This is a genomic window from Dyella tabacisoli (assembly GCF_003350925.1).
GTDB lineage: Bacteria > Pseudomonadota > Gammaproteobacteria > Xanthomonadales > Rhodanobacteraceae > Dyella_C > Dyella_C tabacisoli.
This window is the reverse complement of the sequence record NZ_KZ857183.1, coordinates 75,694-98,929: the sequence shown is the minus strand read 5'-3', so window position 1 is coordinate 98,929 and position 23,236 is coordinate 75,694. Positions and strand designations below refer to the sequence as shown.

The 23,236-nt window shown below is 59.2% G+C and carries 10 protein-coding genes; 6 read left to right on the top strand and 4 right to left on the bottom strand.

Going from position 1 to position 23,236, the window contains the following annotated elements; all coding sequences use genetic code 11:
* The first annotated feature begins 157 nt into the window (after positions 1-157).
* Both DVJ77_RS18690 and DVJ77_RS18685 read left to right on the top strand, forming a co-directional pair.
* Positions 158-11,032 carry a non-ribosomal peptide synthetase gene (locus DVJ77_RS18690; protein ID WP_114847047.1) on the top strand — a complete coding sequence of 3,625 codons (10,875 nt, stop codon included), beginning with the start codon at positions 158-160 and terminating at the stop codon, positions 11,030-11,032.
* A gap of 458 nt (positions 11,033-11,490) precedes the next feature.
* Entirely contained in the window at positions 11,491-12,591 is a 1,101-nt protein-coding gene (locus tag DVJ77_RS18685; RefSeq protein WP_191983724.1) for a hypothetical protein, read from the top strand.
* 119 nt (positions 12,592-12,710) lie between these two features.
* On the opposite strand, the gene DVJ77_RS18680 is transcribed toward DVJ77_RS18685, so the two are convergent.
* Positions 12,711-13,988, bottom strand: coding sequence for a glycosyltransferase (locus DVJ77_RS18680; RefSeq protein ID WP_114847046.1), 1,278 nt, complete (start codon positions 13,986-13,988; stop codon positions 12,711-12,713).
* Between the two features lie 406 nt (positions 13,989-14,394).
* A complete protein-coding gene (locus DVJ77_RS18675) occupies positions 14,395-15,267 on the bottom strand; it encodes a CPBP family intramembrane glutamic endopeptidase (RefSeq protein WP_114847045.1) in 873 nt (290 codons plus the stop codon).
* Between the two features lie 365 nt (positions 15,268-15,632).
* Between DVJ77_RS18675 and DVJ77_RS21530 the strand changes: the two genes are divergently transcribed.
* From DVJ77_RS21530 to DVJ77_RS18660, 3 genes are all read left to right on the top strand, one after another.
* A complete protein-coding gene (locus DVJ77_RS21530) occupies positions 15,633-17,651 on the top strand; it encodes an eCIS core domain-containing protein (protein ID WP_225428085.1) in 2,019 nt (672 codons plus the stop codon).
* Between the two features lie 160 nt (positions 17,652-17,811).
* Positions 17,812-18,168 carry a YciI family protein gene (locus tag DVJ77_RS18665; RefSeq protein WP_114847043.1) on the top strand — a complete coding sequence of 119 codons (357 nt, stop codon included), beginning with the start codon at positions 17,812-17,814 and terminating at the stop codon, positions 18,166-18,168.
* Between the two features lie 89 nt (positions 18,169-18,257).
* Positions 18,258-19,010 (top strand): hypothetical protein, encoded by a 753-nt coding sequence (locus tag DVJ77_RS18660; protein WP_225428084.1) that lies wholly within the window; start codon positions 18,258-18,260, stop codon positions 19,008-19,010.
* Between the two features lie 464 nt (positions 19,011-19,474).
* On the opposite strand, the gene DVJ77_RS18655 is transcribed toward DVJ77_RS18660, so the two are convergent.
* Complete coding sequence (locus DVJ77_RS18655) at positions 19,475-20,653, bottom strand: serine hydrolase domain-containing protein (RefSeq protein ID WP_114847042.1); 1,179 nt, start codon at positions 20,651-20,653, stop codon at positions 19,475-19,477.
* Positions 20,654-21,115: 462 nt separating this feature from the next.
* Here DVJ77_RS18655 and DVJ77_RS18650 point away from each other — a divergent pair, with 462 nt between their 5' ends.
* Positions 21,116-21,988 (top strand): helix-turn-helix domain-containing GNAT family N-acetyltransferase, encoded by an 873-nt coding sequence (locus tag DVJ77_RS18650; RefSeq protein ID WP_114847041.1) that lies wholly within the window; start codon positions 21,116-21,118, stop codon positions 21,986-21,988.
* Between the two features lie 267 nt (positions 21,989-22,255).
* Here DVJ77_RS18650 and DVJ77_RS18645 read toward each other — a convergent pair whose 3' ends face one another.
* The gene (locus tag DVJ77_RS18645) at positions 22,256-23,005 is read right to left on the bottom strand and encodes an SDR family NAD(P)-dependent oxidoreductase (protein ID WP_114847040.1); all 750 of its coding nucleotides are present in this window, start codon (positions 23,003-23,005) and stop codon (positions 22,256-22,258) included.
* Positions 23,006-23,236 lie beyond the last annotated feature (231 nt).

Sequence of the window (23,236 nt, the reverse complement as noted above, 5' to 3'; positions counted from 1 at the left end):
TGTCGAGGCGACTGGTCGTACTTCCTTGCCTGATTTGCGGCGGATGCGAGCGATCGTTTCGATGGATCTCGTCGACCAGTCCGCATCGAGAAGATGGTCACGATGACGATTTTCAGGGTCTGTATCATGCGCTCAACGATCAAGAAAGAGCGGCAGCATGCTATTCGAAGACTTGAGTAAATCGTTGTCGCAGACCGTGGATATTCACCTACTTTCAAGTCCACAGTTAGATATCTACCATGACCAATTAATGAAGGGAGACGCCCCAACTTATAACCTGGGTGGATATCTTGATTTTTCTGGTGCATTGGACATTGTTAATTTCGAGCGAGCATTGAATCTTGTCGTCAAGATGCATGACTCGCTCAGAATTATTCTCGTAGAGCGTGGAGACGATGTTCCTGGGCAGTATATGGCGCAGGAAGTACCTGTTTCTATGGCATTTCTGGATTTTTCCGGCCGCGTTGCGGCGCACGACGATGCAACGGCATGGATGCATGAACATATTAATATTCCATTTCAGCTCATTGGGCGCCCTCTTTTTCGGTGTGCGCTTATAAAGCTGGGCGATGACCGTTTTTATTGGTTTCTATGCACGCATCACCTGGTTGCAGATGGCTGGTCCGTGGATTTGATTTCCCAATCTTTGGCTAATATATATAGCGCGCTGGAAAGAAAAGATGCGTCTGACCCCAATGCACCTTCCTATGCCGGATTCCTTGAGTCGGATCGAAAATATCTAAAATCAAAGCAATTCGATCAAGACAAGGCTTACTGGCTCAATACATATGGCGATGTTCCCGAGCCCCTGCTGTCGCCGCGACATCAAGGACATTTCACGAGCCAGACAGCCAGTGGCGAACGTAGTTGGCATCTTTCTCGTGATTTCGATGAAAAAATAAACGCACTGGCTGCCGAGCATCAATCGACACGATTTCAAGTCATGCTTGGCTTGTTTTATGCGTTTTTCTTGAGGCTTGAACAACGCGACGAGCTGGTCATCGGGATGTCCGTGCTTAATCGAAAGGATGCGGCATCCAGAAAAACCTCAGGAATGTTCACTAATGTGATGCCGATGAGGTTGCGCTTTGACAAAGGCGGATCGTTCGTCGATCTGCTTGGCGCCATCACCCCTGCGCTAAGGCAGGATTACCGACATCAGAGATTCCCGATCGGGGAGTTGAATAAGGCTCTCGAATTATTCAAGAGCCATCGGTCTCATATTTATGATTTGTCCATGTCCTACGAACACGGTGGAGACGCATTGCTCTTCGGGAGTACCCCCGCTTTCGCCGTGAAGTGCACGAATGACCATGAGAGCACGCCTTTAAGACTGTGCATCAGAGATAATTTGCATCGACAAGAGACGACGATGCATTTGATCTTTAGTCGATCGTATTTCAACGATGAAGAGGTTGGCGGGCTTGAGGATCGGTTCACCCAATTCATGGATGAGCTATTGTCGAACCCGCGCAGCCCTCTTGACTCATTGCCGATCGTCACCGTCGCCGAGATGCGGCAATTTGCGTCATGGAACGCCAGTAGCGTTGCCTTCCCCAACAACATCTGCACCCACGAATTATTTCAGCAACAAGTAGCGCATAGGCCGCATGCCGTTGCTGTTGTATACGGCGGCGAATCGCTCACTTATGCCGGGCTCAACGCGCAGGCCAATTGCCTTGCCCATCACCTTATTGCCTTTGGCGTGCGTCCCGACGATCGTGTTGCACTGTGCGTCGAACGCAGTCTGGCCATGATCGTGGGTTTGCTGGCTATCCTCAAAGCCGGTGGCGCCTATGTGCCGCTTGACCCGAGCTATCCCGCCGAACGTCTGACTTATGTACTCAAGGACGCGCAGCCGCTGCTTGTGCTGACCGATGCGTCCGGCCGACGCGTGCTGGGCGCACGGCCTGCGGAGCTAGTCACGCTAGATCTCGATGACGCGTCCCCGCCATGGGCTGCCCGATCTATTCACAATCCGTCTATTCACAATCCATCTAGCCATAATCCCGAAGTCGTCGGCCTGACCTCGCGCCATCTCGCTTATGTCATCTACACCTCGGGTTCGACTGGACAGCCCAAGGGGGTGATGGTCGAACACCGCAACATATGCCATCAAGTAGCAGCGTTGCAGCGTGCGTACCGACTGCATGCCGAAGATCGCTTACTGCAGTTTGCGTCACTGGCGTTTGACATGTCGGTGGAAGACATCTTTTCAGCCTTGCTCACCGGCGCCACGCTGGTGCTGCGGACGGATCAGTGCTTGAGCTCTCCCGCCGCTTTTGCCGCGTTCTGCGTTGAACACCAATTGACGTCGCTCAATCTTCCCAGCACGTTCTGGGCGCAATTGGCGCTGGCGCAACCCGAGCTCGAACTCCCTCTCTCCTTGCGCCAGGTCATTTCCGGCGGCGATGCGATGAGTTTGTCGGCGATATCCGCCTGGCTAGGCCGATCAGGTCATCGCCCCCAGCTTTTCAATGCGTATGGCCCCACCGAAGCGACCGTCAACGCTACCTTGTTGCATGTGGAGCAGGCGCTTCATGTGTCGTCGATTGGCCGTCCGCTCTCGAACACGCAAGCGTACCTGCTCGACGGCGGCGGCCAACCGGTGCCGCTTGGGGCTGTCGGCGAGTTGTATGTCGGCGGTGCCGGCGTGGCTCGTGGTTATTTCAACCGTCCCCAGCTTACTGCCGAGCGTTTTCCGGTCGATCCATTCTCGTCCATCCCCGGCGCGCGCATGTACCGTACGGGCGACCTCGCTCGCTATCTTCCCGATGGCAACATCGAGTTCCTCGGCCGTAACGACAATCAAGTCAAGATCCGCGGTTTTCGTATCGAACTTGGCGAGATCGAGGCGCGCCTCGCCGATCATCCCGCTGTAAGCGAGGCCGTCGTGCTGGCTGTCGGCGAGGGCCACGACAAGCGACTCGTCGCCTACGTGGTTGCTCAGCCGCAGGCTGTCGACCCATCGTCGCTGGTCGGCACCTGGCGTGCGCATCTGGCCGCCGAACTGCCCGAGTATATGGTGCCCGCCGCCTTCGTTCGCCTCGACGCCTTTCCGCTCACCCTCAACGGCAAGCTCGACCGCAAGGCTCTCCCGGATCCCGACGATCAGGCTTTCGCTCACCGCGCCTACGAACCCCCTCATGGCGAGATCGAAATCGCACTGGCTGCGTTATGGCGGGAATTGCTCGGCGTCGAGCGGATCGGTCGCCACGATCATTTCTTCGAGCTTGGCGGGCATTCGTTGATCGCCATCCGCCTGCTCGGCCGAGTAGGGCAGATATTCGATACGACGTTGCCGCTGGTCAGGTTGTTCAATTACCCAACGCTCGCCGGGCTGGCTGGCGCCATCGTCGCTCGACGCAAGGACGGCAGGCGGTATCCAGAGCTACCGCCGATTCTGCCGGTCGCTCGGGTCGAGACGGTGCCGCTGTCGTATGCGCAGCAGCGCTTATGGTTCATGGCTCAGCTCGATAACGCCAGTGCGACGTACCATATCTCGCTGGTGCTGCACCTCGACGGTGCGCTGGATAGTCACGTGCTTCGCCGCAGCCTCGATCGCCTGCTGGCGCGTCACGAGGCCTTGCGCACTGTCTTTCTCTCGATCGATGGAGATCCTCGCGCGGCCTTGCTGCCGGCAAACACGCCGTTTCCGCTCGCGGAATACGATCTGCGCGGAGTACTCGATGCGGATGCGCTGCTGGCTCGCTATACCGACGAATACGCCCATGGGCCGTTCGATCTCGAACGCGGTCCGTTGATTCGCGCAGGCCTGGTCCGCTTGTCCGATCGACGGCATACGCTGTTGCTGAGCATGCACCATATCGTCGCCGACGGCTGGTCGATCAACCTGTTGGCGCGGGAGGTCAGTGCACTGTACGTGGCGTATTCGCAGTTGCGCGCCGACCCCTTGCCGCCATTGCCGGTGCAGTATCCCGACTATGCCGGCTGGCAGCGCTCGGCGCTGACTAGCGAGCGGTTGCAGGGCCAGGTTGATTATTGGCGGGACGCACTTCGAGGCGTACCCGATTTGCTGGGCCTGCCGACCGACCGGCCACGTCCTCCACGCCAGTCGTTCGCCGGGGCGGTGCTTCCACTGCGGATCGATCCCTTGTTGACCGGCAACCTCAAGCATCTGTGCAGGCAGCTTGGCGTGAGCTTGTTCATGTTGTTGACCGCGGCCTGGGCGAGCGTGCTGGCACGTTTGTCGGGCCAGGACGATGTGCTGATCGGCACGCTTTCGGCCAACCGCGGACAACGCGAAATCGAACCGCTGATCGGATTCTTCGTCAGTACCCTGGCTTTGCGCCTCGATGTGTCTGGCGAGCCAGATACCGGCGAGCTGTTGATTCGGGTTCGTCAAACGATATTGGCCGCACAGGAAAATCAGGATCTGCCTTTCGAGCAGGTGGTAGAGATCGCGCGTCCTTCGCGGCGGCTGGATCATTCGCCGCTGTTTCAGGTGCTGTTTGCCTGGCAGAGCAACGACAAGAGCAGTTTCGATCTGCCGGGCATCGAGGTGAGGCAGGCCGATATGTCGCTGGATTGGATCCGCTACGACCTGGAGTTGCATCTGTACGAGAAAGACGACGTCGTGGTCGGGGGGCTGGGCTACTCCACTGCCTTGTTCGACCAGGCGTCGATCGAGCGGCATGGCGGCTATCTGATGACTATGCTCAACGCGATGGTTGCCAATCCACGGCTGTCGTTGAAACAGGTGTCCTTGCCGGGGCCTGGCGAACAGGCTTTGCTGGATCGCTGGAAAGACACCGGTGCGGCTTATCCACAGGAAAGCTGCGTCCATCGTTTGTTCGAGCGGCAGGTCGCGCGCTCGCCGCAGGCTATCGCCCTGATCTATGGTGAGCAGCGGCTTTCCTATGCCCAATTGAATGCCCAGGCCAATCAATGGGCACGCCATCTGCGTGCGCTCGGCATCGGCGCGGATCGGTGTGCCGACCAGCGCGTTGCGCTATGCGCTGAGCGAGGCTTTGACATGGTGGCCGGCCTGCTCGCTATTCTCAAGGCAGGTGCATGTTATGTACCGCTGGACCCTTCCTATCCCAGCGAACGGCTGCGGCAGATTCTCGCCGAGGCCGATGCTGAGTTGGTACTCGGCGACGCTGCCGGGCGCGATGCCATCGGCGCGCAGGTTCTTGCCCAACATCGTGTGCTTGAACTGGACGCGCTTGCGCGGCGGTGTAGTGAGCTTGCGCAAGACGACCTGGCTTCGCCGCATGAGCCGAGCCCGGACGACCTCGCCTATGTCATCTACACCTCCGGCTCCACCGGTACGCCCAAGGGCGTAGCCATGCCACACCGGCCGTTGAGCAATCTGGTCCATTGGCAGCAACAGGAGGCCGAACGTTCCGGTGTGCCTGCGCCGCGCACCTTGCAGTTCGCGGCGCTGGGATTCGACGTGGCTTTCCAGGAGATTTTCAGCAGTCTTTGCATCGGGGCGTCCCTGGTTCTCGTCGACGGGCAAACGCGATTGCAGTTCGACAAGTTGATCGAGGTTCTGCATCGGCAACGCGTGCAGCGCGTTTTTCTTCCCTACATCGCACTGCAGACGTTGGCCGAGACAGTCGACGACGCACCCGGCGACGATGTAGGCCTGTTGCCTGATTTGCGCGACGTTATCGTCGCCGGAGAACAGTTGCGCCTGACTGCGCAGATCCAGCGTCTCTTCAAGCGGCTGCCGGCTTGTCGCCTGCATAACCACTATGGGCCTACCGAAACCCATGTAGTCACCGCGCAGACACTCACCCCCGAGGCGATCGCCGAGTCGCCAAGTCACGTGCCCATCGGCCGTCCGATCGCTAACTCCCGCGCCTATCTGCTCGATCGGTATGGCTTGCATGTACCGCTGGGAGCTATTGGCGAATTGCATATCGGCGGCATCGGTATCGCTCGTGGCTATCTTGGCCGCCCAGGGCTTACGGCCCAGCGTTTCCTCAGTGATCCATTCGCCGCGCACTCCGGCGCGCGCATGTACCGCACCGGCGATCTTGCGCGTTATCTGCCGGATGGTCGGTTGGTATTCGTAGGGCGCAACGACCATCAGGTCAAAGTGCGGGGCTTTCGTATCGAGCTTGGGGAGATCGAAGCACGCCTTGCCGAGCATCCGAGCGTGCGCGAATGCGCGGTCGTCGCGCGCAACGATGCCCGAGGCGATATGAGCTTGGTCGCCTACGTGGTTCCGCTCGGTTGTTCGAATGGTTTGGCCGCCACCTTGCACGCCCACCTTGGCAACGTGTTGCCGGCTTATATGGTCCCGGCGGCGTTCGTGGTGCTGGACTCGATACCCTTGACCGCGCACGGCAAGCTGGATCGCGACGTCTTGCCTGCCCCGACTGAGCAGGCCTTTGCTCGCGCCCTCTACGAACCGCCGCAGGGCAGGGTGGAGACGGAGTTGGCGGGGTTATGGCAAACCCTGCTTGGCCTGACCCAAGTCAGTCGGCACGATCATTTTTTTGAACTCGGCGGGCACTCGCTGATCGCCGTGCGTCTACTCAGCCGCATTTCTCACGCTTTCGGCGTGGTTTTGCCCCTGGTCACGTTGTTCGCCCAGCCGGTATTGCGCGATCTCGCCAAGGTGCTGGCCGAGCGATTGGCGCAGGCCAGTGAGAGCGCCTATGCCACGATCCCGCCCGTGCCGCGCGAGAAGAGGTTGCCGCTTTCCTATGCCCAGCAGCGCTTGTGGTTTCTGGCCCAGCTCGATGGTGAAAGTGCGACCTACCATATTCCACTGACGGTGCGTCTTGACGGAGCGTTGGACGTCGGTGCGATGCGCAGCGCGCTCAATAGCTTGTTCGCACGCCATGAAAGTTTGCGCACTGTCTTCATCGCCGAGCATGGTCAGCCGCACGCCGAACTGTTAGCCGTCGATGCCGGCCTGATGTTGCGCGAGCATGACCTGAGCCGACAACCTGACGTGGAGGCGGCACAGCGGCGGCTGCTCGCGGAGGAACGGAACCGGCCGTTCGACCTTGCCGGCGGGCCATTGATTCGGGCCAGCCTGGTGCGTCTGGACGAATGCAGGCATGTGTTTCTGCTAACGCTGCACCATATCGTCGCCGACGGTTGGTCGCTCGGCATCCTCGCCCGCGAACTCGGTACCTGCTATGCCGCCTCGATTCGCTCGCATGAGCACTCGCTGCCACCGTTGCCGATTCAATACGCCGACTACGTCGACTGGGAGCGCAAGTGGTTGACCGGTGAATATCTGGCGGGGCAGGCGGCTTATTGGCGCGGCCAATTGGCGGGCGCGCCGGCCTTGTTGGAATTGCCGACAGATCGCCCGCGTCCCGTGCGGCAATCCTTCGTGGGGGCTTTCTTGCCGCTGACTATCGACCGCACATTGACGCGGGATCTTAAGCGACTCGGCCAGCGGCACGGCGTCACCCTGTTCATGATGGTGCTCGCCGCATGGGCGGTGGTGTTGTCGCGGCTTGCCGGTCAGCAAGATGTGTTGATAGGCACCCCGGCGGCAGGTCGTGGCCGGCAAGAGCTGGAACCCTTGATCGGATTCTTCGTCAATACACTCGCCTTGCGCATCGATCTGACCGCGCGGCACGACACGGCTTCGCTGTTGGCGCTTGTGCGGCAGCTTGCACTGGATGCACAGGCACAGCAGGAGCTGCCGTTCGAGCAGGTAGTGGACATCGCACGCGTGCCGCGGCGCATCGATCGGACGCCGCTGGTGCAGGTGTTGTTCGCCTGGCAAAGCCACGACGAAGGCAAGCTCGAACTCCCCGGCATCCTGGTCGAGCCGATCTTGGGTGAGTTTGACTGGGTCAAATTCGACCTGGAGCTGATCCTCAACGAAGTGGACGGCACTATCCAGGGCGGCCTCAACTACGCCAGCGAGTTGTTCGATCGCGAAACGATCAACCGCCACGCCGGCTATCTGCAGAATGTGCTTGCAGCCATGGTCGCCGACGACTCCCGGCCGATAAGCCAGATACCGATGTTGTCCACAGCCGAACAGCAAATGCTGCTGGAAAATTGGAACCGAACCGAAACGCCTTATTCGGATCAACTGTGCATGCACGAGCTGGTGGAGCGCTGGGCGCGTGAAGCGCCGCAGGCGACTGCGCTAGTGGGCGAGGAGGGCCGACTGTCCTATGCCCAATTGAACGCGCAAGCCAACCGCTTGGCCCATTATCTGATCGGGCTGGGCGTGCGGCCAGACCAGCGCATCGCGCTCTGCGTCGAAAAAGGCTTGGCCATGTTCGTCGGCCTGCTCGGCATTTTGAAAGCAGGTGCTGCCTATGTGCCACTGGATCCGGCCTATGCCTCGGCCCGCCTCGACCATATCCTTTGCGACGCTGCGCCAAACCTGCTGCTTTGCGACGATAGCGGCCGTGCCGCGCTCGGGGCGGCCGTGCTTGCATCGGTGGATGTGCTGGATCTCGCCGACGCCAGTGCCTGGATCGACAGCCCGGCTGACGATCCCAAGATCGCCGGCCTCAGCTCTCGTCATCTGGCCTATATCATCTACACCTCCGGCTCCACCGGCACGCCCAAGGGGGTGATGGTCGAGCACCATGGTGTTATCAATCTCGCCCTGTCACTGGTCGACCGACTCGGTGTCACCGCGCGCAGCCGCGTCAGTCAGTTTGCCTCGCTCGGTTTCGACGCCAGTGTTTTCGAGAGTGCGATGGCGTTTGCCGCGGGTGCCGCGCTGTATCTACCTTCGGTGGTCGAGCGGCAAAGCCCGTCGGCGTTTATCGCGTTTATCGGCCGCTGCCAGATCACTCATGCCACCGTTCCTCCCGCTTTTCTGCAAGGCGTTGCCGAGACGCCGCAGTGGACGCATCGGCCTGTGCTGATTCTCGCGGGCGAGGCGCCGAGCCCTGGCCTTCTGAAGGCATGGATACGCCATGCCACGCTCGCCAACGCCTATGGCCCAACCGAGATCACTGTTTGCGCCAGTGTCTGGGTCTGTCCCGATGACTCCAAACCTGATGCCCCCAGGCCTGATGACCCCAGGCCTGATAGCCCCAGTGAACTCCTCAGCGTGCCCATCGGCCGGCCGCTCGCCAATACTCGGATGTATTTGCTGGATGAGCATGGCCTGCCGGTACCCCGAGGGAGCATTGGCGAGCTATATATCGGCGGCGTCGGTGTCTCCCGTGGCTATTTAAACCGTGCCGAGTTGACCGCCGAGCGATTTCTTCCCGATCCCTTCGACGGTCGAGCCGATGCGCGCATGTACCGCAGCGGCGATCTCGCGCGCTATTTGCCCGACGGTAATCTCGTTTTTCTTGGCCGCAACGATCACCAGGTCAAGTTGCGCGGATTTCGGATCGAGTTGGGAGAGATCGAAGCGCACCTGGCCACACATCCGGCAGTGCGCGAAAACGCCGTACTCGCTCGCGAGGATCGTCCGGGCGATGCCAGGCTCGTCGCCTATGTGGTTGCCGACCGTGCCGACGCCGATCATGCCGATGATGATCTGGCCGCCACGCTGCGCGATTACCTCGGCACGCGTCTGCCCGAGTACATGATCCCGGCCGCGTTCGTTGCGCTGGCGTGTTTGCCGTTGACCGCCAATGGCAAGGTGGATCGCAAAGCCTTGCCCGCGCCGGACGAACAAGCTTTAGTCCGCCGTGCCTACGAGCCACCGTACGGCAAAACCGAGATCGCACTGGCCGCGTTATGGCGTGAATTGCTCGGTGTCGAGCGCATCGGTCGTCACGATCATTTCTTCGAGCTTGGCGGCCATTCGTTGCTGGTCGTGCAATTAGCGGCGCGCATGCGCGAAATCTTCGAGAGGGCAGTGGCGGTACATGAGATGTTCCGCTATCCGGTGTTGAAAGATATGGCGAATCTGCTGCTTGCTACGGTCGAACCCGTCATGCCGCCCACGCTCGATCTGAGCGCGGAAATCGTACTCGACGAAGCCATTCGCGCTTCCGCGCCTGTGCAGTATCGCGCTCGGCCGCAGCATATCCTGCTGACCGGCGCTACCGGATTTCTCGGTGCGTTCCTACTGTCGTCCTTGCTAAAGCGGACCCGCGCGACCGTTCATTGCCTGATTCGCTGCACCGATGCGGTAGAAGGCCGGTTCAAGCTCGACGCGAACATGCGTTTGCTCGGCCTGACTGATTATGACCGCGCCCGCGTGGCGGTGATTCCGGGCGACTTTTCCCGGCCGCTGCTTGGCTTGAGCGAAGACCAGTTCAATCATCTCGCCCATCTGATCGAGGTGATCTATCACAACGGTGCCTGGGTAAATTCACTGCATACCTACGCAAGCTTGAAAGCTGCCAACGTGCTTGGCACCCAGGAAGTTTTACGCCTGGCAGCTAAGGGTACTCCCAAGCACATCCACCATATTTCCACCTTGAGTACGATCCCTGCGGTCGAATCGGCGGGCGCTGAAATTACCACCGAAGCGCAATTGACCGAACATTGGCCCGGCCTGGCCTCAGGCTACGCGCAAAGCAAATGGGTGGCTGAGCGCCTGCTGCGCATCGGCGGCGAGCGAGGCATTCCATTCACCATCTACCGGCCGACACATATCGGGGGCGCAAGCAGCAGCGGCGCGAGCAATGCCAGCGATACCTGGAGCCTGTTTATGGATGCCTGCCTGATTCTCGAACGGGTACCCATGCTCGAAACCAGCATCAATTCCCTGCCGGTCGACTATATGGGCGACTGCATCGTAGAACTGTCGCTGCGCGAGGGCATGCACGGTAAAAGTCTCAATCTGGCCAACCCGCAGTCGTTCATGCTGAGCGAGTTGACTCGGCAGATAGCGGCGGTCGAACCGGCCGTTGAACGTATCGATTATCGACAATGGCGGCGGCTGTGCAGCGAGCATCCGGCTACCCGCCGATTGGCCTCGGTCATGCCGGCCGAGCTTTCGGTGCCTTCGACCGCCGAGGCAGCACCTGCCCGAATCGACCTGAGCAATGCCGTGATCGAGCTGTCCCGCGAAGGAATGCCCTATCCATCGATGACGGCCGATCTGTTGCGGAAATACGTCGTCTGGCGTCATCGGTTGTGCGTACAACCTGCGTGATCTTGTTAGCGTCGAATTTCGGCTGAGCGCTCACTACTCCCTCCTCTACGTGCAGGGGAGGGTTGGGGAGGGGTGAGGCTCTTGCCTCGCGTTATCGCAAGGGCATTACCCCCTCCCAACCTCCCCCTGCGAGCAGGGGGAGGAGCAAGAGCGGCGAGGTCGTAGCGTAACTGGCTTCCCTTTACGACCGAAGGGAGTTTCCTTAACCAGGGGGCTATTGCCTGGGTCGCATACTTACGTGGCCGCTTGGTTGGTCAAGTGATTGGCGCGTGAATTATATGTCGATAACCAAAGAGCTTGAAACAAATGTCAAATGCATTTTCACATTTGTGTTCAAAACGTGACGATAAAAAATGGTAGGGGAGAATGTTTGTTTCGCGTTGGTGATTAATGAGTGCAGCGATTGTCGGCACTCTTAATCAAATCCGAAACAGTCTGCTTCCATGGGAGAATGAAACATGCAATCGAAATTGAAGTTCGGTGTGCGCAGCATGATCCATGTCGCGGTCGTTGCAGGGCTTTTGAGTATGGTGCCGCTATCGTCCACGTTCGCCGCTCAGGTCACCAACAATATTGCTGTCGAAGCGCAAGCTCAGGCGTTGCAGTCCTGGCACGAAAATATCAAGAAACTCGGGCCGCCCGCGGCAGGTTGTTGGAGCGCCACGTATCCCAACCATCTGTGGAAAAAAGAGGTGTGCGGCAAGGTCTCGGCGTATCGGTCGACGCCGCCGACCATTGCGAGCCGTGATGTGCTGGGCAATTTCGCGACCAGGGCGATGGGCAACAAGTCTGCGCAACAGGCCGGTAGCGGCACCGACTATTCCGCCCTTACTTCGAACCTGACCAGCTCGGCCGTCGGCAGCTTTCCGGTGGTGAGGGGCGTGAAATCCGAGTCTGGAAATTACGGGTCCAACGAATACACGTTGCAGCTAAACACCAATATCAGCGATGACGTTGTGCAACTGGGAAATACATCACCCTATTGTGCTGATAACGGATATGCAGCGTGCTCGACATGGCAGCAATTCATATATTCGACGGATAATGGTGGCGGTAACCCCCAGGCATTTATCCAGAACTGGCTGTTTATCGGCCCAGGCGATAGCTGTCCAAGTGGGTGGGGGAGTTTCAGTCAAGGCTATTACGGCTGCTACACAAATAGCGATGCGGTAGCGGTGCCTAATGTTCCGGTTGCCAACCTTGCCAAGGTGAAGCTCTCGGGCACGGCTTCTGCCAATGGGCTGGATACGGTGACCTTCACCTACGGTACCGTTGCCTATGCCATCAGCCAAAGCGATAGCACGCTTGAGATTGCATCCACCTGGATGCAATCGGAGTTCAATATCGTCGGCGACGGCTCTCAATCGCCCGCGGCAAACTTCAACAGCGGTTCGTCTCTTACGGTGAAGCTTGCAGTGAGCGACGGGAGCACCAACGCGCCGACTTGTGTTGGTCCTGCAAACGGCGGCACGACTGGCGAATACAATAATTTGAACCTGGGCGCATGCACCGCCGCGGGCGGAGCAACACCGTCGATTCAGTTCACAGAATCGAATTAAGCGTCCTGTTGCTTTAGCTGTCGAGTGCGATGAAAGTGAGCGCCGAGGGGCTGCCCCTCGGCGCTTGTGGTGGTATCGATCCGGGATCGTTGAGCTTGTTATTCCCCACGACGAGCCGCTTAAGCAAGAACTCGCTTATCGGGCATCCTGCGAGCCTCGTCAAAGATCTGCTCAATGACATCCGCGGCACGCCCGCAAGCTATCGGGCCTGGCCGCATGAGGGTTTGTACGGTATGGCATGCCGGGCTGCGATCCGTCTGCAGAAGTTGACGCAGCTTGTCCGTCATGGCGCTGATATCCACCGGATTTTCCAGGGTGATGCCGCAGCCCAGACGTTCAACTCGCCGCCCGTTGTCGAATTGATCGCTGAAGCCGGGAATAATCAATTGCGGTATGCCTGCAAGCATCGCTTGCGCTGTCGTACCGATGCCGCCGTGATGCACAAGTACGCTTGCCCTGGGCAGCAATAGATTCAGCGGCAGATAGTTTTCATGCACTACTGTCGCTGGTAATGCGGGGAGCTGGCCGGCGGCCCGTGTCAGGAATATGCCGCGCTGCCCCAAGGCCTGTAATGCCTTCAACGCGGTGTCGAAGAAATTGTTGCACTTATGCGTTTCCGTGCCTGGGGTGAACACGATCGGCGGCGTCCCTGCATTGAGGAATGCTTCCAGGCGCCCGGTTAGCTGTATTTCCGTGTCTTTGGGGCTAAATAGCGGAAAACCGGTCAAGCTAACCTGACCCGGCCAATCAGCCGGCGGTTGGCAGTACCACTCGTAGAATAAGCCGAGAATTTTCTGTGGCGAATGCCACCACTGGCTGATGACGTGACGGGGCAGGGGGAGTTCCAGCTTTTCGGCCGACGCCTTCAGCAGCATGCGGAAAAAGGGATCTATGGCAGCGTGCTCTACCGTGTGAAACAGTGGTTTTCGCACTGAGTAATGCAGCTTTTCACACCAGCGCAATGATTTGAACGATGGTGGATCTTTGATCGAATAGAGATTGGCCGGGGCCAGCAAGGTCGATAGGTACGGCGTGCCGTACTTCTCATGCAGGAGGCGGGCCACCACGAACAAGACCGGCGGAGCGATCAAGATGCTTCGATCATCGATACGGCTACCGGCCAGCTCGCAACATTCATAGATCTTGTCGGCGACTACCCTGCAATAGCGTTTGATCTTTGCGATGACGCCGAGACTTTCCGTTGCGCGGATGAAATCCTGTTTTTCTTCGCTACCGAGGAAACTCAAAGCCTCAAATCCGCATGCACGGGCGGCATCGAGATGCTCGGCAGTCGTGATGAAGATCACTTGGTGACCACGCGCCAACAACTCGCAGCCAATGCCGAGATGCGGGTGAATATCGCCGTCGGAACCCGCGGCGAATATGATGGCTTTCATGGTTGGTGGGCGGCTACCGCTTTCGTTGCTCGCGCCAGCGGCCCTGATGCGAACGTAGCGGTCGTTATCGCATGGGCTTGAAGATATTCACTGTGGCTGCCGAATACGCCTATCTGTAGGCGGTGGAGCGAAGACTTATCATCCTTCTCGTCAATCATCACGAGCATACCTACTGTTGAATGAGAAATAGTAGGTATATAGCGCGTGAAGGAAGTGTCGATAGCCGGCGACCGCATCGGTGGGTTTGCAACGCGTAGGTTGGGGTGAGCACAGCGAACCCCAACAAGACCACGGTCACAGGCCCAACGGCCGCACGCTTTGCGGCAAAAGGCGCTGGGGTTCGCTGCGCTCACCCCAGCCTACGTATGGCGCGACTTTGGGTTGAGGATCGGCGCGAATCCGAAAATCATTTGGCAGTATCTTGTAAGCGCCTTCGCATGCCATATAGAGAAAGCGCCGCCATGGCTATGACGACGATCATCCCGACGCTCCCCTCTGGCCCTGCCGTTCCGCCGCTTAACCAATCGTTGCCCCGAGGCGTCGCTTCAAGGAGACGACCTGCGGCGAGAATCCCGCTATCCGCCGCCCCAAACAGCCACGACTCGCCCCAGTTCCATGCTGCGTGAAAGCCGATGGCCCACCAGAGCGATCCGGTGCGGTACACGCTCGCTGCGAATACGAGTGCGAGCAGTACTCCGTTGATAGCGGCGATGCGTGACTCACCGCTATTGCCAAGATGCAGCAGGCCAAACACGAGCGACGTAACTATCGCCGCGCCCTGTGCACCGATAACACGAGACAGCGTCGCTAATGGGTACCCTCGAAAAAGCATCTCCTCCGCAAGCGCGACGAGACCATAACCCGCAGCCCAGATCACGGCGTACAGGACAGCGCTTGACACTGGCTGCGCCACGACATGCAAGGTGAGCGAGCCTGTACCCCAGAGGCCCAGCACTAGCGCAGCAATCGCAAGAAAACCTGTCGCAGCACCCATGACCGCCCGGCGAAAAGCGCTCCTATCGCGTAGCCCATAATCGAGCACCGACACATGTTCGAGTCGGGACATTAACGCGGTTGCAGCCAGAACGATGAGGGCCAGAATGAACGTGCCGACGATGCTTACCGGGTACTCCTCCGGCCCCGAGCTGTGGAAGTGCACGCCGAAAACTCGTAGCAACGTACTCACCGCAATGAAGGTGCCAAGGACTGCCGCTGCGAAGGCGACAACGTGCAGTGCACCACGAAGCCGACTTACTTGCTTAGTTGCGATAACTTTCACGCCGATACTCCTTACGCAGACGGTAGGTTAAGGGCACGCGAGGACACGCTTACACGATCATGATCGGCAAGTTCGACGGCAAAACTATATAAGTACTGTTATATACCTTCCAGCCAACTGGTGGCACGGTAGTCGCGCAATACTCTGCGGTAGGACAGGGGGTATGGATGGGCGTGACTGGGCTGACCGACTCGGCGAGAACTTGCGACGTTGTGCGGGCGGCGGCCGATCCCATAGACTCGGGCGCGGGGTAACGAGGGTCGACGACGGAGGTCATTGTGCGAACACTCAAGTCCGCCTCGCCTAGAGATACCGGTCTCCGTCGCGAAAGCATGCCGACGTCTTCTTCGTCCGTTCGGGCATCCGTGGGTCCGCAGGTCGCCCAGCAGGGCGGCGTACCGCTGCCGGCCACGACGCGCGCGTTCTTCGAACCACGTTTCGACTTCGACTTCAGCAAGGTGCGCATTCACGCTGACGCAGAGGCCGAGGCTGCTGCGAACCTGGTTGGCGCACAGGCGTACACCGTCGGGCAGCACATCCGCTTCGCGACCGGTGCCTACTCGCCGGCCTCGCCGTCCGGCCAACATCTTCTTGCGCACGAGCTCGCCCATGTCGTCCAGTACCACCATGCGGGGGCGCCGCGGCAGCTCGTGAGCGCGCCGGATGAACCGGCAGAGCTTGAGGCGGACGCGCAAGCGCGTCGTATCACCCGCGAGGGGATGGCGGGTGGTCCATTCATTCCGCACGCGCGCCCGTCCGCGCTGATCGCGCGCCAACCCGCACCAGCGGCCGCCAAACGGTTCGCGCCCGATCAACGGGTGATCGCCACCACCGCGTTTGCGCTGATGGATCAATTGGGCGGCGAGAAGAATCAGAAAAAGATCAAGCAGATCGCGAAGGGTGACCTGCTCAAGGTTGTGGGCGAGCCGCCGAATGGAGGTGGCCTGGCCTTCACTGTCACCGTGATGAAGAGCGACACCGAGGAGGAGCTCGACGGAAAAGGACAGCGGCAGGTTGGCGTGGCCAGCGTGAGCTGGCTTGGGCCGGCGCCCGCACCGAAGCCGGCGCCACCGCCAGCAAAAGATGCCTCTCCGCCGATGGACCTGCCCAAGGCGGCGACCGAGATGGAGTTCAGCCTCGGAACCGACGACGCTACCGGTGCGACCACGCTCACGTACACACCGGTGGTCAAACGTAACAACTACGTTGACAACAGCACTCGTATCCTGGGCTTCTCGGCGCTGCAGGTCGCGTTCGGCGGCTACACGATCTTTATCAATGGATTCGACAAGCCGATCCTCATACCGACCGACTACGTGGATCGAGCCGCCACCACCGCGACACCCATCAGCGACCATGTCTATCCCGACCGCGAGTCGGCACTCGCCGCGGTCGCGGCGGCGGGTGGCGGCGACCGCATCGCCTACTACCAGGCCGTCCAGGGGCTCATCGTGCCAACGGCCTTCTCCAGGGCGACGACGCCGCAGATTCTCGCGATGATAAACAATAACTGGAAGGTCATCACCGACGAGATGAACCTGGTGCTGACGCTGTACGCGGTCTCGCTCGCCGGAACCATCCTCGGCAATGTGACCATCCAGCTCACGGCCGGTGATCGGTCAACGCTGCAGGCCAAGCAGATCAAGCAGCAGGGCAACACCGATGCCGACGTGACCAACAAACCGCCGGCGCCACGCACTGGCACCACGACGGAAGGGGCTACTACCACCACGAACGAGGGGGCAGCTACCACTACGAACGAGGGGGCCGCTACCGCTACGAACGAAGGGACTGCTACCGCCACGAACGAGGGCGCTCCCGCGAAACCGACGACGAAGCAACCGGTCGTCGATGCCACGGCCCCGAAGCCGACCGGCAACCCGGCGTTGAAAGTATTGCCACCGGTGATGGAGAGCGGCTCTCAGAGATGGCACGCCGTCGATATTGCCAACGGCAACGTGGTCGGCGAGGCCTACGTCGATGCGAATGGGCGGCTACGCATGAGCATCAACACCGGTAATCAGGGCGAGCACAAGATACCCATTACCGGACAGCAGATTCACGAAGCGCTGCTGAACGCAAGCAACGGAGCCAAGCTCCCGTTTCAGGCGGAATGGCGGCCCGCGCTCCCCAACAACCTCGAGACCTTCAACGGCCAGCTTCTGGCTGGCAAGACCGAGGCGGAAGCCGCTGGCGCTACGTGGACAGGGCAGCGCTGCAGCGAGCGTGGGCTCAAGCCCAGCGTCATTGGCGGCGAGAAGAACGCGCCCGGCACGACGGTCAGTGTCCGCGACGCGACGGGGAAGCCCATGACCGCGCAGGTCGACGCCAAGGGCGTGACCTACAAGACCGCGGACGTACTCTTCGAGCCGGCCGCGAAATAGTCGTGGGGACGTGCCCCTTTGATCGCTTGAGTCAATTCATAACTTAATGCGAAAAGAGCCAACATTTTTCCGGGCAGCTTGTCGAAATCCGGTCTTGCCGTTCGTCATTACAGTGAAGGTCGGACAACCACCCGGCTGATGGCCATAACCGGAGACGAAAATGCCGCAATATCTAATCTCAACTTACATCCCTGAAAACTTTGACCCGTCCCTGGTAACCGAAGCGACCGTCGAAGCCATCCACGCGCTCAACAAGGAAATGATCGCCGCTGGCGTCAGGAAGTTCGCGTGTGGCCTGAGCCCGAAGGCAGTGACCATGCGGTCGCAGCCCAACGGTGAGGTGGTCGTCACCGACGGGCCGTATCTGGAGGCGAAAGAGTTCGTGGGCGGTCTTTCGATACTGGAAACCGAGAATCTGGACGAAGTGTTGGCGTGGCTGCGCAAAGGTGCCAAGGCGCTTCAAGGCGTGGTCGAGGTGCGGGAGATTTTCTTTGTTCCCGCCCCCGCGGAGAACTGAGCGATACGGTAGCAGCGAACAGGTGCGGCGCAGAAGGTTGAGCGCACGGCATCTTGCTGCGTGAGATAACCGATGGTGAGGAAAAGACGATGCGTAAAAACAAGATGGGCGCTTTCTTAATGAAATGCACTGTCCTGCTTATCGGGTTTGGGGCGGCATACCAGGCGATGGCGCGGGATGTCGCGGACCCCTATCCGAAGATGGCCCCGATCGACCAATACCTCATGGCGGATAGGGCGGCGGAGATAGCCCTGGCTCGCAGTGCGGCGCCGGAGTCCATTTCCCGTGATGCGACGATCCTGGTTCTGGGACGCAAGGGCTACGAAACAGCGGCCGAAGGTAAGAACGGGTTTGTCTGCGTGGTGGGTAGAAGTTGGGGCGGACCGTTTGACTGGCCCGAATTCTGGAACCCGAAAGTGAGGGCTGCCGATTGTCTGAACCCCCAGGCCGCACGATCGATAGTGCCGATCTTTTATCTGCGCGCCAAAATGGTGATGGCTGGTCGTTCCAAGGCGGAGATGCTGTCGGCACTCAAAGCCGCGTACGAGAATAAGCAATTGCCGGACCTTGAAAGCGGCGCGATGGATTACATGATGTCGAAATCGTCGTATCTGACCGACCAAGGGGATCACAACATGGCTCATCTCATGTTCGACACCCTGGTCAAGGACGGTAAAGATTGGGGTTCCGATGCCGCGGGCTCGCCGGTTATGTCCAGCCCCTATTGGTTCGTCTCTTCGGAAAAACAGCCTCAAATGAAAGGGCTGCCGCCGATTCTGGTGTTCTTGGTCGCGGCTCCCAACTGGTCCGATGGAGCGCCTGCGGGCATGCCCGATCACTGATGCCGACACGGTCTGGCGGTGTGGGCATCCTTGCGCGCGGATAGAACAAAACTCATCCGGCGCATAAAAAATGCGCGCCCCTTGGGGCGCGCAAGAGAGCCTCTTTACGAGGCTTACGGCAATAGCCAGTTGATGAATAGCCCGAAAAAGTGCTTCAGATCATCGGTATTAATCATGGTGCGCCTCCGAAGATAGTCGAATGCCTGCAAGCCCATGTCACGCGATAAGCCTCAGGTCCACGTTGGCATGGTCCACCTCATCAACGAGCGAACGGATGCGAACGCGACCGGAATCTAGCGCAGGCATGGTGCCGGCAATGCGACTGAAATCCCACAATTGGCAAGGAACGGCACGTCCGCGCAACGCGGTGTGATCGCCGATCAATGGTCCCATTGCCCGGTTATCGAGGGTAGCTATATGTGACCTGCGTTGACGTTCTTTCAGATGCGTTCGCCGACGACCTCTTATTCAGCATCCGCCGCATGGATCGACATAGCCATGGCCTTAAGTTCACCCTCGGTTCCTTGGCAGGTGTCGTTCGCCAAGAGTACAAATCCTTCATGCTGTTCTGGGTAAAGCAGTACCTCGCTGGATGTACCGAAGCTTCCACCGCCGTGCGAGACGACGGATTGCCCGTGATCGGTTTCCAGACTCCAGGCCATCCCGTCGCCCTTGTCGGCAGTGCCAACCAGCCGTTGATGAGACAGACGGATCACAGGGTCATGGGTGTCGAGTTGCCAACGCAGATACTTCGCCATGTCCGCGGTGGAGGAATACAGGCCCCACGCGGCACCGGCGTTCTGCACGTGGTAAGGGGTGGCTTGGCCATCGCGGTCGTAGCCCACGACGAGGCGAAATTGCTCAGGGCGGTCCAACGCGAGTCCGGTCGATGTCATATGCAAAGGCTGGGTAATACGTTGCCGTAGCAACGCAGCGAAAGGTTTTCCATAAACCTTTTCCAGGCCGATTCCGATCGTTTGGAACCCTGCGTTCGAATAAGCCTGTTTTGTACCCGGCTCGCCAAGTAGCGTGATGTTATGCAGCGCGATCATGAATTGATTACGACCGAAACCTCGGTTAAGCGCGATCAATCGGGAAGGCAGCGTCGCATAGTTCTTTTCCGCATAAATGACGTCCGTATCGGGGATGTCACGTGGCATTCCCGAATAGTGGGTGACGAGTGTTCGCAACGTGATGGGTTTTCCATGTAAAGAGAGATTGCTATAGCCATCAGGAAGCGAGCTGCGAAAATCGCCGTCCACGCTCATGTGGCCATCGAGCACGGCTTGTGCAGCCAGCGTTGCCGTAAAGGTTTTGGTGACGGAAGCCAACTCGTAAATACTCTGCGGTGTCGCCAGTTCGAGTTTGGTGCGAGAGGTCGAGCCGTAGTCGTAGAAATACGACTGACCCTTATCCATCACTACCATCGAAAGCCCTACGTGGCAGCGATTTCGAAAAAAATCGTTCGCTGCTCTGTCGACAGCATTATCTAATGCAGAACGACGGGGATTGTCGCTGGGTGTGACGATATCGGCGGCGTGTGTCGACGACGCTATCGCAATGCACATCAGCGCAAGGGCGCAACTGATCGACAAGGTCTTATGTGTGCCGAGTTCGGGTTGCTTCGGTATGTTTGAAAGCATGGGTTCCTCAACTTATATCAGGCAATGCGACGGCAAGTGCTGCCTGTAAGCTCGCAGACGTTCTCGCAGACGTTCTCGCGGATAACGCGATGGCGTGACGACTTAAAACAATCGCGGTCGACTACAGAAGCATGGCACCCAACGTAGATACGCATATCACGAGGCAGGCTACGAAAAGACTACTCAGCATGGCGGTTTCGAGTTTCATGGTGGTTCTCCATTTGAAGAGGCGATGATGAGTTACTCAGCAAAGCCCGTGCCAATCGTGTTAACCGCCGAAAAACCTTATTCCAAGGCCATTATCGACATCGGAGAAAACTCCGTGACGTTGTCCGCGGACAGTTGCACGTATTGCCCGGACAGTGCGCGACTTCAAAAATGAAGAGGTCGAACTTGCAGAGATAGCACTGGATGAGTGCATCTACTTGACAGCAAAAAATACCTGACCTAAGTTAGGTAATTATGACTGATGCCATTCAACGTATTCGACGCTTCAACCGTGCTGTGACCTCAGCGGTAGGGGCTCTTGATGCATCCTTTCTCGGTCGCGGCCGCCCGCTGGGGCCTGCTCGCGTCATCAATGCCATTGGTCGAGGGCGATCGGATGTTGCGATGCTGCGGGAATACCTCGGCCTCGAAACAAGTCTGATGAGCCGCCTGTTGCGCGGCCTTGAGGACGAAGGCTTGATCGAGACCGCCTCCAACGTTCACGATGCGCGACGCCGAGTGGTGCGACTGACGAAGGCCGGCAAGTCAGAATTTCGAGCTTACGAGGCACTTTCCAATGCCCAGGCCAAGGCCATTCTCGCCAGCCATACGCGGCCAGAAGACTTGTTGGCGGCCATGGATCTGGTCGCGTCAGTTCTTGGACGTGAGCGTATTGCGATTGAGGAGGCCGATCCTCGGGGTGACATCGCCAGGTATTGCCTGGATGCGTACTATGCGGAGCTTTCGCGTCGCTTCGAGCAGGGTTTTGAGGTATCGCTTTCGCGCAACCCGGCTGCCGAGCAGATGATTCGCCCACGCGGTGCATTCCTTGTCGCGATGTCTGACGGCATGCCTATAGGTTGCGTGGGGCTGAAAGGCGTTGGAGATGACGTCGGGGAAATCAAACGGCTTTGGGTCGCGCCGTCAGCGCGCGGCGTTGGGCTTTCAAGGCGTCTCATGGAGAGCGTTGAGGATGTCGCGCTGGAGTTATCCATAAAGACCCTCCGCCTCGACACCAATCGTGCATTGCATGAAGCGAAGCAGCTCTACCTCAAGACCGGCTGGAAAGAGATCGATCGTTTCAACGATGATCCTTACGCGGACAGCTTCTTCGAGAAGCATCTCTGACGGCGCTGTCGGCCGCAGTCGTTGTACCGATCGATACGGACTCTAGCGAATACAGCTCGCTTAGGTCACCACAGTAACAACCCTTTCCAACCAATTTACTGTCACCGAGCTGCCTGCCAGATCCGTCGCCATGACTTGCGACAATGCCTCGACGCCGGCAGGCCGCTGGTCGAGCCGGTGATTAAAACTCGAATGCCATTCAACTCAGTCATGCGGCGCAGTGCCTCTATAGTTCAAAAAACGTCAGGTTGACTTCGCCAGCCCCGCTTACAGGCCATCGGTCAGTCCACCGTCGGTAAGCAGGGTTCGCCCGGTCACCCAGCGAGATCCATCGGATGCCAGGAAGGCGATCACGTCAGCGATATCGGACGGCTCGCCGATGCGCCCCAGCGGCGTAGCGGCCATGACGGCCTGGCGGCGAGCTTCGGGTGTCTCTGCCGTCATATCCGTGCGGGTCATCGACGGTGCGACTGCGTTAACGGTAATGCCACGTGCACCAAGCTCGTTGGCGAAGGCATGCGTCAGCACGGAGATAGCCGCCTTGCTCGCGGCATACATGCCGGTGCCCGGCCGAGGCGAGTAGATCAGGTTGCTGGACACATTGACGATGCGCCCGCCGGTGGGCGGGAAGTGGGGTACGGCGGCCTTCGTCATCTGCCAGACGCTGCCCATATTCGACTCGAACAAGCGGCGCACGTGATCGGCATCCATGTCCAGCAAGCCGCGCGCTTCAAAGATGCCAGCGTTGTTCACCAGGATGTCGATGTGTCCGAAGCGGGCGACGATAGTGGCGATCAATGCGCTGACGGCCTGCGTATCGGCGACATCGGCGGCGAATGCCACCGCCGTGCCGCCCGCATCCACGATGGACTGGACGACCTCCATCGCCTCCCGTTCACTCGACCGGTACACGATGACCACGGTCGCTCCCAGGTTCGCGAGCTTTCGCGCGACGGCGGCACCGATGCCGCGCGAGCCGCCCGTGACGACGGCGACGCGATGAGTAAGTTGTGTCATGACAATGCTTCCGTGGTGGCGGTGACGAGGGCCGGGATGCCCAGGGCTTGGTTGAGCGCGAACAGCATCGCGAACGCGATAGCCCGCTGCTTGAAGGAAGGGCGATGGCCCATGGTCAGTTTCTCGATGGCTAGGAAGCGCGAGATGCGCTACCCATAAGTTGCGCGCAGCTTAGGCAACCGGGGCAGGTCGATTAAGCGGGGATCGTGAAAATGATCGTTGCGCTGCTGA

Coding starts and splice junctions, on each gene's coding strand:
- DVJ77_RS18690 (WP_114847047.1), top strand. CDS start 158: ATGCTATTCGAAGACTTGAGTAAATCGTTGTCGCAGACCGTGGATATT.
- DVJ77_RS18685 (WP_191983724.1), top strand. CDS start 11,491: ATGCAATCGAAATTGAAGTTCGGTGTGCGCAGCATGATCCATGTCGCG.
- DVJ77_RS18680 (WP_114847046.1), bottom strand. CDS start 13,988: ATGAAAGCCATCATATTCGCCGCGGGTTCCGACGGCGATATTCACCCG.
- DVJ77_RS18665 (WP_114847043.1), top strand. CDS start 17,812: ATGCCGCAATATCTAATCTCAACTTACATCCCTGAAAACTTTGACCCG.
- DVJ77_RS18660 (WP_225428084.1), top strand. CDS start 18,258: ATGCGTAAAAACAAGATGGGCGCTTTCTTAATGAAATGCACTGTCCTG.
- DVJ77_RS18655 (WP_114847042.1), bottom strand. CDS start 20,653: ATGCTTTCAAACATACCGAAGCAACCCGAACTCGGCACACATAAGACC.
- DVJ77_RS18650 (WP_114847041.1), top strand. CDS start 21,116: ATGACTGATGCCATTCAACGTATTCGACGCTTCAACCGTGCTGTGACC.
- DVJ77_RS18645 (WP_114847040.1), bottom strand. CDS start 23,005: ATGACACAACTTACTCATCGCGTCGCCGTCGTCACGGGCGGCTCGCGC.